16 protein-coding genes are annotated in these 14586 nt (G+C 56.1%); 8 read left to right on the top strand and 8 right to left on the bottom strand.

Annotation, left to right across the window (positions count from 1 at the left end; all coding sequences use genetic code 11):
• Positions 1–112 precede the first annotated feature (112 nt).
• Together GKG36_RS13110 and GKG36_RS13105 are read left to right on the top strand one after the other, a co-directional pair.
• Complete coding sequence (locus GKG36_RS13110) at positions 113–1093, top strand: glycosyltransferase family 2 protein (protein WP_097780904.1); 981 nt, start codon at positions 113–115, stop codon at positions 1091–1093.
• The gene (locus GKG36_RS13105) at positions 1090–1674 is read left to right on the top strand and encodes a flavin reductase family protein (RefSeq protein ID WP_154261117.1); all 585 of its coding nucleotides are present in this window, start codon (positions 1090–1092) and stop codon (positions 1672–1674) included. Before GKG36_RS13110 ends, GKG36_RS13105 begins: the two co-directional genes overlap by 4 nt.
• 342 nt (positions 1675–2016) lie before the next feature.
• On the opposite strand, the gene metA is transcribed toward GKG36_RS13105, so the two are convergent.
• The 5 genes from metA to GKG36_RS13080 form a co-directional block, all read right to left on the bottom strand.
• Complete coding sequence (gene metA, locus GKG36_RS13100) at positions 2017–2949, bottom strand: homoserine O-succinyltransferase (protein WP_005946493.1); 933 nt, start codon at positions 2947–2949, stop codon at positions 2017–2019.
• Between the two features lie 159 nt (positions 2950–3108).
• Positions 3109–4383, bottom strand: a complete 1275-nt coding sequence (locus GKG36_RS13095) for an O-acetylhomoserine aminocarboxypropyltransferase/cysteine synthase family protein (RefSeq protein WP_154261115.1) — start codon at positions 4381–4383, stop codon at positions 3109–3111.
• A gap of 228 nt (positions 4384–4611) precedes the next feature.
• A complete protein-coding gene (locus GKG36_RS13090; RefSeq protein WP_097773982.1) occupies positions 4612–5268 on the bottom strand; it encodes a methionine ABC transporter permease in 657 nt (218 codons plus the stop codon).
• Positions 5265–6278 carry an ATP-binding cassette domain-containing protein gene (locus GKG36_RS13085; protein ID WP_097780908.1) on the bottom strand — a complete coding sequence of 338 codons (1014 nt, stop codon included), beginning with the start codon at positions 6276–6278 and terminating at the stop codon, positions 5265–5267. The genes GKG36_RS13090 and GKG36_RS13085 overlap by 4 nt, the downstream gene beginning before the upstream one ends.
• 150 nt (positions 6279–6428) lie before the next feature.
• A complete protein-coding gene (locus GKG36_RS13080; protein WP_097773984.1) occupies positions 6429–7349 on the bottom strand; it encodes a MetQ/NlpA family ABC transporter substrate-binding protein in 921 nt (306 codons plus the stop codon).
• A gap of 538 nt (positions 7350–7887) precedes the next feature.
• Here GKG36_RS13080 and GKG36_RS13075 point away from each other — a divergent pair.
• Together GKG36_RS13075 and GKG36_RS13070 are read left to right on the top strand one after the other, a co-directional pair.
• On the top strand, positions 7888–8679 hold the full coding sequence (locus tag GKG36_RS13075; RefSeq protein WP_154261113.1) for a threonine/serine exporter family protein: 792 nt from the start codon (positions 7888–7890) through the stop codon (positions 8677–8679).
• Positions 8676–9134 (top strand): threonine/serine exporter family protein, encoded by a 459-nt coding sequence (locus GKG36_RS13070; RefSeq protein ID WP_154261111.1) that lies wholly within the window; start codon positions 8676–8678, stop codon positions 9132–9134. Before GKG36_RS13075 ends, GKG36_RS13070 begins: the two co-directional genes overlap by 4 nt.
• Positions 9135–9315: 181 nt before the next feature.
• Here GKG36_RS13070 and GKG36_RS13065 read toward each other — a convergent pair whose 3' ends face one another.
• The 3 genes from GKG36_RS13065 to GKG36_RS15000 form a co-directional block, all read right to left on the bottom strand.
• Positions 9316–9894 (bottom strand): twin-arginine translocation signal domain-containing protein, encoded by a 579-nt coding sequence (locus GKG36_RS13065; RefSeq protein WP_154261109.1) that lies wholly within the window; start codon positions 9892–9894, stop codon positions 9316–9318.
• Positions 9895–10092: 198 nt separating this feature from the next.
• Positions 10093–10674, bottom strand: coding sequence for a twin-arginine translocation signal domain-containing protein (locus GKG36_RS13060; protein WP_154261107.1), 582 nt, complete (start codon positions 10672–10674; stop codon positions 10093–10095).
• Between the two features lie 244 nt (positions 10675–10918).
• Positions 10919–11044, bottom strand: coding sequence for a hypothetical protein (locus tag GKG36_RS15000; RefSeq protein WP_279236587.1), 126 nt, complete (start codon positions 11042–11044; stop codon positions 10919–10921).
• A 179-nt stretch (positions 11045–11223) separates the two neighbouring features.
• Between GKG36_RS15000 and GKG36_RS13055 the strand changes: the two genes are divergently transcribed.
• The 4 genes from GKG36_RS13055 (at position 11224) to GKG36_RS13040 (ending at position 14465) form a co-directional block, all read left to right on the top strand.
• On the top strand, positions 11224–11799 hold the full coding sequence (locus GKG36_RS13055; protein WP_154261105.1) for a nitroreductase family protein: 576 nt from the start codon (positions 11224–11226) through the stop codon (positions 11797–11799).
• Positions 11800–11995: 196 nt separating this feature from the next.
• Positions 11996–12835 carry an amino acid ABC transporter substrate-binding protein gene (locus GKG36_RS13050; protein ID WP_154261103.1) on the top strand — a complete coding sequence of 280 codons (840 nt, stop codon included), beginning with the start codon at positions 11996–11998 and terminating at the stop codon, positions 12833–12835.
• Positions 12836–12946: 111 nt separating this feature from the next.
• Positions 12947–13711, top strand: a complete 765-nt coding sequence (locus tag GKG36_RS13045) for an amino acid ABC transporter permease (RefSeq protein ID WP_154261101.1) — start codon at positions 12947–12949, stop codon at positions 13709–13711.
• Complete coding sequence (locus tag GKG36_RS13040) at positions 13701–14465, top strand: amino acid ABC transporter ATP-binding protein (protein WP_097773991.1); 765 nt, start codon at positions 13701–13703, stop codon at positions 14463–14465. The genes GKG36_RS13045 and GKG36_RS13040 overlap by 11 nt, the downstream gene beginning before the upstream one ends.
• The last annotated feature ends 121 nt before the right edge of the window (positions 14466–14586 follow it).

Raw genomic sequence — 14586 nt, 5'->3', positions numbered from 1 at the left:
ATATTTGAGTTTTAGAAAAATCTACGGATTTTTCTAAAACTCTTTTTCACTGGAAGGCCGTAACCGTCAGCGGCATCATCTTGTTATTTTTAATATAGGAGTATTTTTAAATATGTCAAAACCGATTTTATGGATCGTGATCCCCTGCTACAACGAGGAGCAGGTGCTGCCCATTACAGCTCCCATGTTTCTGGAAAAGATCAGCGGCCTTGCCGCACAGGGCCTTGTGAGCGAGAAGAGCCGGGTGCTGTTCGTGAACGACGGCTCCAAAGACAAGACATGGGAACTGATCCAGAGTTTTGCCGCACAGGACGAGCACTACATCGGCATTTCCCAGAGCCGCAACCGCGGCCACCAGAACGCCGTGCTGGCAGGCTTGATGGAGGCACTGCACAGCGGCACCTGCGATGTTACCATTTCCATCGACTGCGATGGTCAGGACGACATCAACGCCATGGACGAGATGGTTAAAAAGTATCTGGACGGTGCCGAGGTGGTCTACGGCGTGCGCAGCCGCCGCGATACAGATACCTTCTTCAAGCGCTTCACCGCCGAGGGCTTTTACCATGTGATGAACGCTCTGGGCGCAGACATCGTGTTCAACCACGCAGACTACCGCCTCATCAGCACCCGTGTGCTGGAAAGCTTTGCCGACTACAGGGAAGTGAACATTTTCCTGCGCGGCATGGTGCCGCTGGTTGGCTTCAAGAGCGAGGTAGTCACCTACGAGCGCCACGAACGCCTTGCCGGTGAGAGCCACTATCCGCTGAGCAAGATGCTGGCCCTTGCCTTTGACGGCATCACCAGTCTTTCCAACAAGCCCATCCGCCTTATTACCGGATCTGGCATCTTTGTGAGCCTGATCAGCTTTATCGGAGTCATCTGGGCCATCATCGAAGCTGCCATGGGCAGCGTGGTGGCCGGCTGGGCCTCCACTATCTGCATCGTCTGCTTTGTGGGCGGCGTGCAGTTGGTGTGCTTAGGCGTGATCGGCGAGTATATCGGCAAAATTTATATGGAGACGAAAGCCCGCCCGCGCTACATCATCAGCGAGCGCACCTGGGCACCCTACGAAAGGAAGTATCACGGATGAGCAAACAGAGCTGGCGGGGCAGCACCCTGCTGAACCCGGAACCGCCGGTATTGGTGTCCTGCGGCGGGCTGGAAAGGCCCAATCTCATCACTATCGGCTGGACGGGCACCATCTGCACCCAGCCCAGCATGGTGTCCATCAGCGTTCGGCCGGAGCGCTACAGCCACCACCTCATTCAGGAAAGCGGACAGTTTGCCATCAACCTGCCCACCGAAGCGCTGGTGCGTTCGGTGGACTGGTGCGGCGTTAAAAGCGGCCGTGATGTGGATAAATTTGCCGCCTGCGGCCTGCATTCTGCCCCCGGCAGCGTGCTGACCGACTGCCCCATTCTGGAAGAAAGCCCGGTCAATCTGGAATGCAAGGTAACTCAGGTGATCCCGCTGGGCAGCCACGACCTGTTCCTTGCCGAAGTGGTGGCCTGTGATGTGGACGAAAGCCTGCTGGACGAAAACGGCAAGCTGTGTCTCGAAAAGGCAAAGCTCATCGTCTACAGCCACGGCGAATATCTGGCACTGGGCAAAAAGCTGGGCACCTTTGGCTACAGCGTGCGCAAAAAAAAGCCGGTAAGGCGTAAAAAATAATTTGCATTTCATCGCTTGACTTTTGCCCAAAACTGCATATACTAAAGATAGGCAATGTAGAGAGATTGAATCCATCGGGTTCATGCCGAAACACGAAGCCCCCGGTAGTGTCAGTACCGGGGGCTTCTTTTAGTGTTTGCTGCCCTTGCCGATCTTACCGTCGATCCATGTACACAGATAGTAGGCAACTACCTGCGCGGCAACGGTTTGGATAAATGTAGAGAGAGTTTCCAAGGGGTTCACCTCCTTTCCGCGGTTAGGGGAATGGAGAAGGGCCGCAGGAACAGTATAGCATAAAAACCGGTATCGCGCAATTTTGACGCAATACCGGTTTTTGTGCATTTATTCGTGCTTTACGCGCTGGATCTCGCCCAGATCGTAGGGGGTGTTCTGGTAGACGTAGTAGTTCAGCCAGTTCTCATACAGCAGGTGGGCGTGGGCACGCCAGCGGAACAGCGGTGGCTTTGTGGGATCATCGTCCGGGTAGTAATTCACCGGCACATGGATGGGCAGGCCCTTGTCCACATCGCGGCGGTACTCTGAATCCAGCGTGTATTTGTCGTACTCCGGGTGGCCGGTGACAAAGATCTGCCGTCCGTTCTCGGTGCTCATGAGGAAAGGCCCGGCCGCATCGCTCTCGGCAAGGATGCGCAAAGCCTTACAGTTGTCCACATCCTCGCGGCTGATGCCGGTGTGGCGGCTGTGAGGCGCATAGAACACCTCGTCAAAGCCGCGCACCAAAGGGTTCGACGGGCGGGTGACCCGGTGCTCGAACACGCCGAACATCTTTTCCGGCAGCAGCTGCTTGTGCACGCCGTAGTGGTAGTACAGGCCAGCCTGTGCACCCCAGCACACATGCAGGGTGGAGTAGACATTCGTCTCGCTGAAGTCCATGATCTCGCACAGCTCCGGCCAGTAATCCACCTGCTCAAAGTCCATGGTCTCCACCGGTGCGCCGGTGATGATCATGCCGTCGTAGCGGTTGTTCTTCACCTCGTTGAAGTTCTTATAGAACGATTCGAGGTGTGCTGCCGAAACGTGGGTCGCCGCATGGCTGGCCGTCTGCAGCAGGGTCATGTGCACCTGCAGCGGGGTATTTGCCAACAGACGGGCGATCTGGGTCTCGGTGGTGATCTTGGTGGGCATCAGGTTCAGGATCAGGATCTCCAGCGGGCGGATGTGCTGGGCAAGGGCGCGCTCACGATGCATGACGAAGATATTTTCGTTGTAGAGGGCATCGTAAGCAGGCAGGGTCTTTGGGATGATCAGCGGCATAGTTCGTACTCCTAACGATTTAGAATAGCCTCCGCTGACGCTCTGGCTATCTTCAGCGGAATTTATTTTTATATTTTGCGTTTGTCGCGCCCTGCGGAGCGCTCCAAACGCGTTTTTACGAGAAGGGCCGGAACCGATAGATGCTGCTGAACTCACCTTTTAGATCTTATCCAGCGCCTGCGTAATATCTGCGATGAGGTCTTCGCTGCTTTCCAGACCGCAGCTCATGCGCACCAGCTCTGCGGGCACACCGGCGGCTTTCAGCTGCTCATCGTTCATCTGGCGGTGGGTGCTGGATGCAGGGTTCAGGCAGCAGGTGCGGGCATCGGCCACATGGGTCTCGATGGCTGCCAGCTTCAGGTTCTTCATAAAGATGCTTGCAGCCTCACGGCCGCCGGCCAGACCAAAGCTGACCACGCCGCAGCTGCCGTTCGGCAGATACTTCTCCGCCAGTGCATGGTACGGGCTGGACTCCAGGCCGCAGTAGTTCACATAGGCCACCTTGGGATGGCTCTCAAGGAACTCTGCCACAGCCATGCCGTTGGCGCAGTGGCGCTGCATCCGCACATGCAGGCTTTCCAGACCGAGGTTCAGCATGTAGGCGTTCATGGGCGACTGCATGGAGCCAAAGTCACGCATCAGCTGCGCGGTAGCCTTGGTGATAAAGGCACCCTCTTTGCCGAAACGCTCGGCGTAGGTGATGCCGTGGTAGCTGTCGTCCGGGGTGCACAGGCCGGGGAACTTGTCGGCGTGGGCCATCCAGTCGAACTTGCCGCCGTCCACGATGGCACCGCCCAGCACCGCGCCATGACCGTCCATGTACTTGGTGGTGGAGTGGGTCACGATATCCGCGCCCCACTCAAAGGGGCGGCAGTTGACCGGCGTGGGGAAGGTGTTGTCCACGATCAGCGGCACACCGTGGGCGTGAGCAGCCTTGGCAAACTTCTCAATGTCCAGCACGGTCAGGGCCGGGTTTGCGATGGTCTCGCCGAACACCACCTTGGTGTTGGGCCGGAATGCGGCGTTCAATTCTTCCTCGGTGCACAGCGGATCAACGAAGGTGGCATCGATTCCCATCTTCTTCATGGTGACGGAGATCAGATTGAAAGTGCCGCCGTAAATGGTACTGGATGCCACGATGTGGTCGCCTGCTTCGCAGAGGTTGAACAGGGCAAAGAAGTTTGCAGCCTGACCGCTGCTGGTCAGCATTGCGGCCGTGCCGCCTTCCAGCTCGCAGATCTTCTTAGCCACAAGGTCGCAGGTGGGGTTCTGCAGACGAGAATAGAAGTAGCCGTCAGCTTCCAGATCGAACAGCTTGCCCATGTCCTCGCTGGTGGCATACTTGAAGGTGGTGGACTGGATAATGGGAATCTGGCGGGGTTCGCCGTTGCCGGGGGTGTAACCGCCCTGCACACAGATGGTATCGCGATTCATACTACATACTCCTTTACTGGGTTTGTCCATATAGCACAATTCCCCGCAGGAGTGCTGCAGCCTCCGGCGGGGAATTGAAACGTTAAATTTTAGTTCCCGTCCGGGGGCGAAATGAGGAGAGGATGCCTTCCGTCAAAGCCTTTCGGCTTTGGCAATACCGGAAAGTTTTCCTCTTCGCCAGAGGCTCCCTCTCCGGGGGAGCTGACGCACGAAGTGCGACTGAAGGAGTTACTTCCGCAGCCGCTTATCGCTTCTGGTGGCCCAAGCAGTGCCCAAAGTCTGGAACACCTGAACCATCAGCACCAGCAAAATGACACACACGATCATGATATCGGTCTGGTAGCGGTAATAGCCGTAGGACAAAGCGATCTTGCCCAGACCGCCGCCGCCAATGACACCGGACATGGCCGAGTAGCCCAGAATGGTGGTCAGTGCGGTGGTCATGCTGGAGATCAGGCCGGGCAGGCATTCCGGGATCATCACCTTGGTAATGATCTGGAACGGCGTTGCGCCCATGCTCTGGGCGGCTTCCACCACGCCCTCGTCCAGCTCGCGCAGGCTGGTCTCCACCAGACGCGCCACGAACGGGAAGGCTGCCACCACCAGCGGAACGATGGTGGCTTTGGTACCCACCGTGGTGCCCACGATGGCACGGGTAAGCGGGAATACACAGATCATCAGGATCAGGAACGGAACACTGCGCAGGATGTTGATAACGATGTTGAGAATGTGCATCAGCCAGCCGGGCAGCGGCAGAATGCCGTCCTTATCACCGGCCACCAGCAGCACACCCAGCGGCAGGCCCAGCACCAGCGCAAACGCGGTGGAAAGGACCGTCACATAAAAGGTCTCCCAGATAGCAAAACCGTAATCCGCAATACTCATTCGCCGGTCACCTCCTCTACCGTAATGCCGGGCTGGGCGCGCATATAGGCCGCAGCCTGCTTTGCCTGCTCCACATCAGCGGGCAGCTTGAGCAGCATGGAGCCATAGCACTGACCGCTCAGGTCGCGGGTGTCGGCGCTGAGTACCGATACCAGAATGCCTTTTTCTGCGGCAAGGCTTGCCACCAAGGGCTTAGCCGTGGACGAACCGTTGAAGGTGACGCGCACCACATGGTCGTCCGGGGCAAAGCTGGAAAGGTCCCGCGCAGCGCTGCCGCCGTTGGGTGCCACCAGACGCTTTGCTGCGGGCGTTTTGGGGTTTGAGAAGATTTCCTGCACGGAGCCTTCCTCCACCACAACGCCGCCGTCCAGAATGGCAACGTGATCGCAGATCTCTTCCACAACGCTCATCTGATGGGTGATGACCACCACCGTGATGCCCAGCTTCTTGTTGATGTCCTTGATCAGGGTCAGGATAGCATGGGTGGTGTTGGGGTCCAGTGCGCTGGTGGCTTCATCGCAGAGCAGAACTTTGGGATCCGTTGCCAGTGCGCGGGCAATGGCAATGCGCTGCTTCTGGCCGCCGGACAGCTGTGCCGGGTAGGCGTTGGCCTTATCGGGCAGGCCCACCACTTCCAGCAGCTCTCTGGCACGCTTTTCGGCATCCGCCTTTTTCACACCGGCCAGCTCCATGGGGAAGCAGATGTTCTTCAGACAGCTGCGCTGCATCAGCAGATTGAACTGCTGGAAGATCATGGTGATATCGCGGCGGCGCTCACGCAGCTGGGCTGCGTTTAAAGTCTCCATAGCGGTGCCGTCGATCACAACGCTGCCCTCGGTGGGGCGTTCCAGCAGGTTGATGCAGCGCACCAGCGTGGATTTGCCCGCACCGGACATGCCGATGATGCCATAAATGGAACCATCCGGGATGGTGAGGTTGATGTCCTTCAGCGCATTCACCGCGCCGTCCTTCATCTGGAAGGTCTTGGAAAGATGTTTGATCTCGATCACAGAAATTGCTCCTTGCTGTTGAATAAACTCCTTCAGTCAAACCCTTGCGGGTTTGCCAGCTCCCTCATGGAGGGAGCCTGAAACAGAACGGTCAGGCAAAGGCCCCCTCCCCGAGGGGGCTGTCACCGCAAGGTGACTGGGGGAGCTTGCTTAACCCTCGATCGGTGCCAGACTGTCCTGCTTGCCGCCGTAGATGCCCATAGGCTCCACGTGGATGCCGGCAACCGTCACCAGATGGGTGCCGTGCTCTGCATTGAAGTCGTCCAGATACGGCTGATGCTGGAAATAGTTGGTATCGCACTGGCCGTCCTCAACGATGTTGTTGGGAATGATGTAGTCGTCGTACTCCTGAATATCCAGCGTGATGCCCTTTTCGGCCAGAATGTCCTTGCAGATCTCCAGAACCTCGCAGTGAGGAGCCGGAGTAGCAGCGCAGCTGACGGTCTCGCCGTTCAGTGCATCGTAGTCGATGGAGGAATCATAGCCGTCGGTGGGGTTCTCCACAACGGACACCACAGCGCCCTTGTAGTTTTCATCCATGAAGTCCTTCACCTTCTGGCTCTGCAGAGCAGCGGCCAGAGCCTTGATCTTCGGCTCTTCCTGATTGCCGTCCTTGCAGACCAGAATATTGACGTAAGCAGAGGTGCCGTCCTCCATTGCCAGAGCATCGGTCATGGGGTCCAGACCAGCGGAGATGGCGTAGTTGGAGTTGATGACGGCGTAGTCCTCGTCCTGCAGGACGTTGGGCACCTGAGCAGCCTCGACCTCATCGACGGAAACATTCAGAGGGTTCTCCTCGATGTCCTTTGCGGTTGCGGTCAGGCCTGCATCAGCCTTCAGCTTGAAGAAGCCGTTCTTCTCCAGCAGGGTCAGAGCACGTGCCTCGTTAGTGGTGTCGTTGGGCACAGCCACCTTCACCTTGTCCAGCTTAGCCACAGCAGAAGAAGCTGCGGAAGAAGCAGTGCCGGAAGCAGCGGAAGATGCGGTGGAAGAAGAACCGCCGCATGCGGTCAGGGCAGCTGCAGCAGCTGCAGCTCCGGTAACTTTCAGAAAATCACGACGAGTAATCATAGTTTTGTTCCCTCTCTATTTGCTTATTATGAATGTACAGCGGCCCGCACGGCACAGTTCCGTGCTAAGGGCCTTTGACGGATGCATGAAAAAAGCTCCCGTCCTTGACCTTGAGCCAACGCTCAGACAAGGACGGGAGCATAGCATACTTCCGTGGTACCACCTTGGTTTACCGCACCCTTGCGGGCACAGCCTCAATGCTGCGGCAGCTTTGCTGCTTACAGCCGGACGCTGTAACGGGCGCATCCCGTTGCAAACTTAGCGCTCATGCACCTCGCCCGCACAGCTCCGAGACCATTTTCAGCTTCCTGTTTCCTGCCCTTTTCCATCGCCCGGGCTTTCTGGTAAGGATCAATGCGAAGGCCTACTCTTCTCTTCACAGCCATTTTTGTGATATTGCATTTATAATAATCCAATCGACCGGATTTGTCAACACCTACAACGAAGTTTTTTAGTAGGAAATTGCGTTTTTTTATCTTGTGCGCCAGCCGCGGACATGGTAGAATAAGACAGCATTATTTATAAAGGAGGTGCGGCAATGAACAGCCGCGAGGTTTTCCCGGATGAAGAACTGCGCCGCCGCATCATGGATTTTATCATGGCGGCGGGCCAGACATTGCTGGAAAACGGTGCCGAGGTGTTCCGGGTGGAGCAGACCATGGAGATCATGGCCCGGTCATTCCACCTGCGGGAGTTCCATGTTTACGTGCTGACCAACGGCATCTTTGCCAGTGCGGGCACCGCCGAGATCAGCGAGGTGCGCAATGTGCCTACCCGCACCACTCATCTGGGCCGGGTGGCGGCAGTGAACGCCCTCTCCCGCGAGATCGCAGAGGGCAGCATGTCGCTGGACGAAGCCGAGAGCCGTCTGGTGCTGGCGCGGCGCATCCCTTTTCCCAAGGACTGGGTGCAGCTGGTCAGCGGCATGTGCGGTGCATTCTGCTTTGCGCTGATCTTCGGCGGCACACTGCGCAGTGCACTGGCGGCGGCACTGGCAGGCTTTCTTGCCAGCGGCTATTTGCTGCTGTGTGAGCAGCACGAGCTGCCCGGCGGCTTTTGCAAGATCAGCTGTGCTGCACTTATCACGCTGGTGTGCATTCTGGCCTGCCGAATGCTGGGCACACCGGCCAGTCATTCTATTATCGGTTCGCTGATGATCCTGACCCCCGGCATCGCCTTTACCATGGGCATCCGCGACTTTGTGCACGGAGATTACCTCTCCGGCACCATCCGCATGATCGATGCGCTGCTCATTGCAGCCAGCATTGCCATTGGCACCGGCCTTGTGCTGAGCCTTTATACATTCTTTACGGGGGTGGTCGTGGCATGATGTTGACCAGTACACAAATTGGGGAGCTGGCCGCGCAGTTCTTTATTGCCGGCGCAGGCACCCTGAGTTTTGCCGTTCTGTTCGGCTGTCCGCGCAAAAGCCTGCCCTTCTGTGGGCTGGTGGGTGCCGTGGGCTGGTTTGTCTACGAGCTGGCCGTAATGCTGGGGGCAGACAGTGCCGCAGCCTCCCTGCTGGCGGTCATTCCGCTCACCCTGCTCACCCGCGTGTTTGCCATTGTGCTTAAAATGCCGGTAACGGTGTTCCTGCTGTCCGGCATCTTCCCGCTGGTGCCCGGCGCTGGCATTTACTACTGCGCCTACTATTTCATTCAGGGCAACAATGCGCTGGCCCTTTCCAACGGCATCAGCACCTTTAAGGTAGCGGTTGCGCTGGCCATCGGCATCACGCTGGTGCTCAGCGTGCCCATTCCAAAGCGGCACCGGAATAAAGTGTGATGTTTACGGATACAGCATATCTGCTACAAAATAAAAACGCATCGGCATCCTGCGTAAAAAAGCAGAAACCCGGAACCCTTCTGAGCCATTCAGGCCCCGAAAAGGTTCCGGGTTTTGTGCGTGATCGATTCAGGGAGCTGTTTTACGGCAGCTCTCTTTTTCATACTGCTTTATGAGAGATTTACTTCTCCTGAACGAAGACATCTGCGTAGAACTTTTTACCCTCGGCCTTAATGATGCCGTTTTCCGCAGCACGCTCATCCAGCTTATAGCCAGTCTTCTCAAGTTCAAGCTTGCTCAGATCGATCTTCGTTGCATCCTCTTCAACATCCTGATAAGAGATAAAATCAGTAAACTCACCGCTGTCGAGCTGCTTGGTGCCTTCGTAATACCTGATCATAACCTGCTTCGTAGGCTTTGCAGATGCCTTTTTCTGCAGATTGACAGTAACTGTGCCATCCTTTTCAATATTGTAGTTCTTCTTTGCGCAATCGTAGTCAGCAGCTACATTGGCAGGAATGTTTGCCTTGATGGTTTCGTAGGTGACAGAGGTAGCCAGACCATTGACAGAGATCTCGACAGGCTCACCATTGACCGGCTGAACCCCGATCATGTAGTAGATATGCACAGTCTTATCCGGTACACCCGGGGTCGGCTTGTCAGGCACGTTGGAGCAGCCAGCCAGAACACCGGCAGCAGCAACAGCCAGAGTAGCGACACCTGCGCCCTTCAGGAACTGACGACGAGAGATATTAGACATAATAATCAACCTCACAATCTTTTTGCATGCCCCGATCACTTTTTTGTGGAGCCTGCCTTTCCTATATAATACCCCCCCTGTAATATTTTGTCAAGTAAAATTTCAACAAAAAAACAACACCAATAGGGCGGAGACCTTGTTGGCCGCCACCCTGTTGGTGCTATTTGAGTTTTTTCAAAAAACTTCTGTGCCAGGAAATCAGAGCTTGGTCACAATGAAGACAGTCCCGAAGGGACGAACCTTCAACAGCTCTTCCTCCGTGCCGTAGTCGGTGCTCAGCTTGTAGCCGTCCGGCAGCTGAATATCAGCAGCGCTGACGCCAGTTGCATCGACTGCAACCTCAGCCTTAGCCTCAATGAAGTTGTTCGGCAGCTCCAGCAGTTTGACATCGATGGTCTTCTTGGTCGGAGTCATGGTCACATCAGTCACGAAGACGATGATGTACTCACCCTTGCTGTCGTCCTTGCGGATTTCAACAACAGCGTTCTCGTTCTCCAGATGGTAATCTTCGGGAAGCAGCTTCTTATCGATGTCAGCAACCTTCACAGAGTTCTCGGTCTTCAGAACATCAATCTTGGCAGTCTCACCCACAACGTTGGTCACACCATTGCCTTCGTCCTTCATGAAGATAACCATAACAGGACGAGTGGTCACACCGGGAACCGCGGGGACATCGGGGACATCATTGCCAGAGCAGCCAGCCAGAACACCGGCAGCAGCAACAGCCAGAGCAGCCACACCTGCGCCCTTGAGGAACTTACGACGAGAAATGTTAGACATAAGAATCAACCTCACAATCTTTTCTGCATGCCCCCATCACTTTTTTGTGGAGCCTGCTTTTCCTATATAATACCCCCCCCCCGTAACAGTTTGTCAAGTGGTTTTTGGCATCTTTTTCCGCCGGATGCAGAAAAACAGGAGCGACCAAGAGAAAATCGTAAGTTCGGTCAAACCCGGCAGAAAGGGCCGCTGCACAGCATCCCGTACAGCGGCCCTTTTTGTTCTCCGTTATTTTCATTCATTCTCAACATGTCTTGTTTTCATCTTCTGTCTGCTCATGTTCCCCTCTTGCCGCCCGCATCAGCCCGGCAAACAAAAAACCCAAATTGACCCCCAGAATAAAACCCACGATGCCTGCTACCAATACCATTGCGCCGCCTCCTTTCTTCTACCATATTTTACCATGTATCATTTGTCGGATGCAATCGCAGCCTGTCGCAAAAAGCAAGATCACTGCCCAACGTGCAAGCTTTTTTGCGCCGGAGCGTTGCAAGACTCTGCCGCATCTGCTATACTTTTGACAACACTTATATAAAGGAGGTGCTCTTTATGTCTGTTATGGATACTCTTGTCAACCGCCGCACCTACCGCCGCTTTGCACAGAAAGCTGTTCCGCAGGATGTGGTGGATGATATCGTCGAGGCCGTCCGCCTGTCCTCCTGCGGAGCCAACCGTCAGGCTGTGCGTCTGGTGGTGGTGAACAAGCCCGAGGCGGTGGCAAAGGTGCAGCCGCTGGTCAAGTGGGCTGCCTATCTGCCGCCGGAGCAGGGCACGCCCAAAGCCGACGAGCTGCCCACCCTGTATGTGGCCGTGGTGCAGGACACTTCCATCCCCGGCGACCTTGCCACCGATACCGGCATCGCCCTTGCCAACATGACCCTTGCCGCATGGGACAAAGGCGTGGGCAGCTGCATCATGGGCGCGATCAACAAGCCTGCCCTCACCGAACTGCTGGGCATTGAAGAACCGCAGAAGCTGGCATTCATGGTGGCGTTCGGCTACCCGGCCCACAAGGCTCACATTGTGCCGCTGACGGCTGAGACCGGCGTAAAATATTATCTGGACGAGAACCGGGATTACTGCGTGCCAAAGCGGAGCAAAGAAGAGATCGCAAAATATCTATAATTTGTATATATACATTTCTTCAACGCATTTTTTGTATAATTGTTTTCAATTCGGTTTCAATTGATGAGATTTTTTGCACAAGTATTGACTTTTCAATTTGTACAATCTATACTAAATTCGTTCGCCAGATGTTCGATGAATCGCATCGTTCTGGCGTACCGCAAAAACATACAGTACATTTGAGGAGTGTTTGAATATGAAAAAGATCTCTCGTCGCAGCTTTCTGGCAGCTGCTGGTCTGTCCGTTGCCGCTCTGGCTCTGACCGCCTGCGGTGGTTCTTCCGCAAGCACCGCTTCCTCCGTGGCAAGCTCTGCTGCTTCTTCTGAAGCTGCTTCCACCAGCGCTGCCGCTGGCGAGCTGACCACCGTTGAGGCCGGCAAGCTGACCATGGCCACCAACGCAGCCTTCCCTCCGTACGAGATGACCACCGATGCAGGCGAGTTTGAGGGCATCGACATCGAGACTGCTCAGGCCATCGCTGACAAGCTGGGTTTGGAGCTGCAGATCGATGATATGGACTTTGACGCTGCTCTGCTGAGCGTGCAGCAGGGTAAGGCCGATATCGTCATGGCTGGCGTTACCGTTACCGACGAGCGCAAGGCTGTGATGGACTTCTCCGACAGCTACGCTACCGGCATCCAGTCCATCATCGTTCCCGAAGGCTCCGACATTGCTTCCCCGGATGATCTGGCAGGCAAGAAGATCGGCACCCAGCGCGGCACCACCGGCTACATCTACTGCTCCGATGATTTCGGTGATGAAAACGTCGTGGCTTACGACGACGGTCTGACCGCTGTGCAGGCTCTGAACAATGGTCAGGTGGATGCAGTTGTCATCGACAACGCTCCCGCTCAGGAGTTCATTGCTGCCAACCCCGGCCTGAAGATCCTGGATACCAGCTACGCCGAGGAAGACTACGCCATCGGCATGGCAAAGAACTCTCCGCTGGAGGACGCCGTTAACTCCGTTCTGGAAGAGCTGAAGGCTGACGGCACCCTGCAGGCCATCGTGGACAAGTACATCACCGCTGAATAATCAGCTGGCTGATAACGGAACCACGGGGAGGCAGCCCCAACTGGGGCACCTCCCCTTTTTTGGAAAAATAAGGTTACAAAATTCTAACAAAACAGGAAAGTGAGGATGCGAATGGCTGCTCAATACGAACTGCTCAAAGAGCTGCTCAACAGCGGCACCAAGCTCAGCTTCGGGCAGGAGTTCTTCTTCAAATTTTATCAGGCCTTCATCCTGAAAGACCGCTGGACGCAGTACATCAAGGGCGTGAGCACCACCCTGCTGGTCACTGCCATTGCGCTGGCACTGGGCATCGTGCTGGGCAGCGTGGTAGCTCTGGTGCGTGTAGCACACGACCAGCAACGCCCCGGCCACAAGAACCCGGTGTTGGGCTTCTTCAACATCATCTGCGAAATTTACACCACCATCATCCGCGGCACGCCCATGATGGTGCAGCTGCTCATCATGAGCATGGTCATCTTTGCCAACAGCCGCAACTTTACCATGGTGGGTGCGCTGGCACTGGGCATCAACTCCGGTGCCTATGTGTCCGAGATCATCCGCGGCGGCCTGATGGCCGTTGACCCCGGCCAGATGGAGGCCGGACGCAGCCTTGGCCTGAACTACATGACCACCATGGTGGTCATCATCATCCCGCAGGCCATCCGTGCGGTGCTGCCCGCACTGGGCAACGAGTTCATCGTCCTGCTGAAGGATACCTCCCTGATCACGGTCATCGGCGGCAAGGAACTGCTGTACGCCGCGCAGGGCATCATGAACCGCACCTACGAGGCCATGTTCCCGCTGCTGGGCGTTGCACTGATCTACCTTGTGCTGGTCATGCTGTTCACCCGTCTGCTGGCAAAGTTTGAGAGGAGGCTTGCTCAAAGTGACCGATAAGATTCTGGAAGTCCGCGGCCTGACAAAGACCTACGGCGGCGAAAAAAAGCCGGGCGCAAAGCAGCCCACCCCCACGCTGGACGTGCTGAAGGGCATTGATATCGACATCTACCGCGGCGATGTGGTCTGCCTGATCGGCCCCTCTGGCTGCGGCAAATCTACCTTTCTGCGCTGCCTGAACCGGCTGGAGATCCCCTCCTCCGGCAGCATCAAATTTGAGGGCACCGAGGTGGATGAAGCCCACATTGACGCTGTGCGCCAGAAGATGGGCATGGTGTTCCAGCACTTCAACCTGTTCCCGCACCTGACTGTGAAGAAAAATCTGGAGCTGGCCCCCACCCTGCTGAAGCTGAAGGATAAGGAAGCCATCTCCGCCAAGGCAGACGAACTTCTGGCCCGCGTGGGCCTGGCCGACAAGGCCGACGCCTACCCCAAGAGCCTTTCCGGCGGCCAGCAGCAGCGCATTGCCATTGCCCGTGCCCTTGCCATGGACCCGGACGTGATCCTGTTCGACGAGCCCACCAGCGCCCTCGACCCCGAAATGGTGGGCGAGGTTCTGGAACTGATGAAGGAGCTGGCCCACACCGGCATCACCATGCTGGTGGTCACCCACGAAATGGGCTTCGCCCGCGAGGTGTCCAACCGCGTCATCTTCATCGACGACGGCAAGATCCAGGAGGACGAGCCGCCGCAGGAACTGTTCACGAATCCGAAGCATCCCAGACTGAAAGCATTCCTTTCTAAGATGCTGTAAGGCTTTTTCCACATAGAAAACGCTCCGCTGTGCAAAACACAGCGGAGCGTTTTGTTGTTCTTATGATGCAGGCCATCAGATAGCTTTCCACGCAAATGCAACGGGCCGTTCCATCGCCCAC

This window comes from Faecalibacterium sp. BIOML-A1 (assembly GCF_009679715.1).
GTDB lineage: Bacteria > Bacillota > Clostridia > Oscillospirales > Ruminococcaceae > Faecalibacterium > Faecalibacterium taiwanense.
This window is presented reverse-complemented; position numbering and strand designations above follow the sequence as displayed.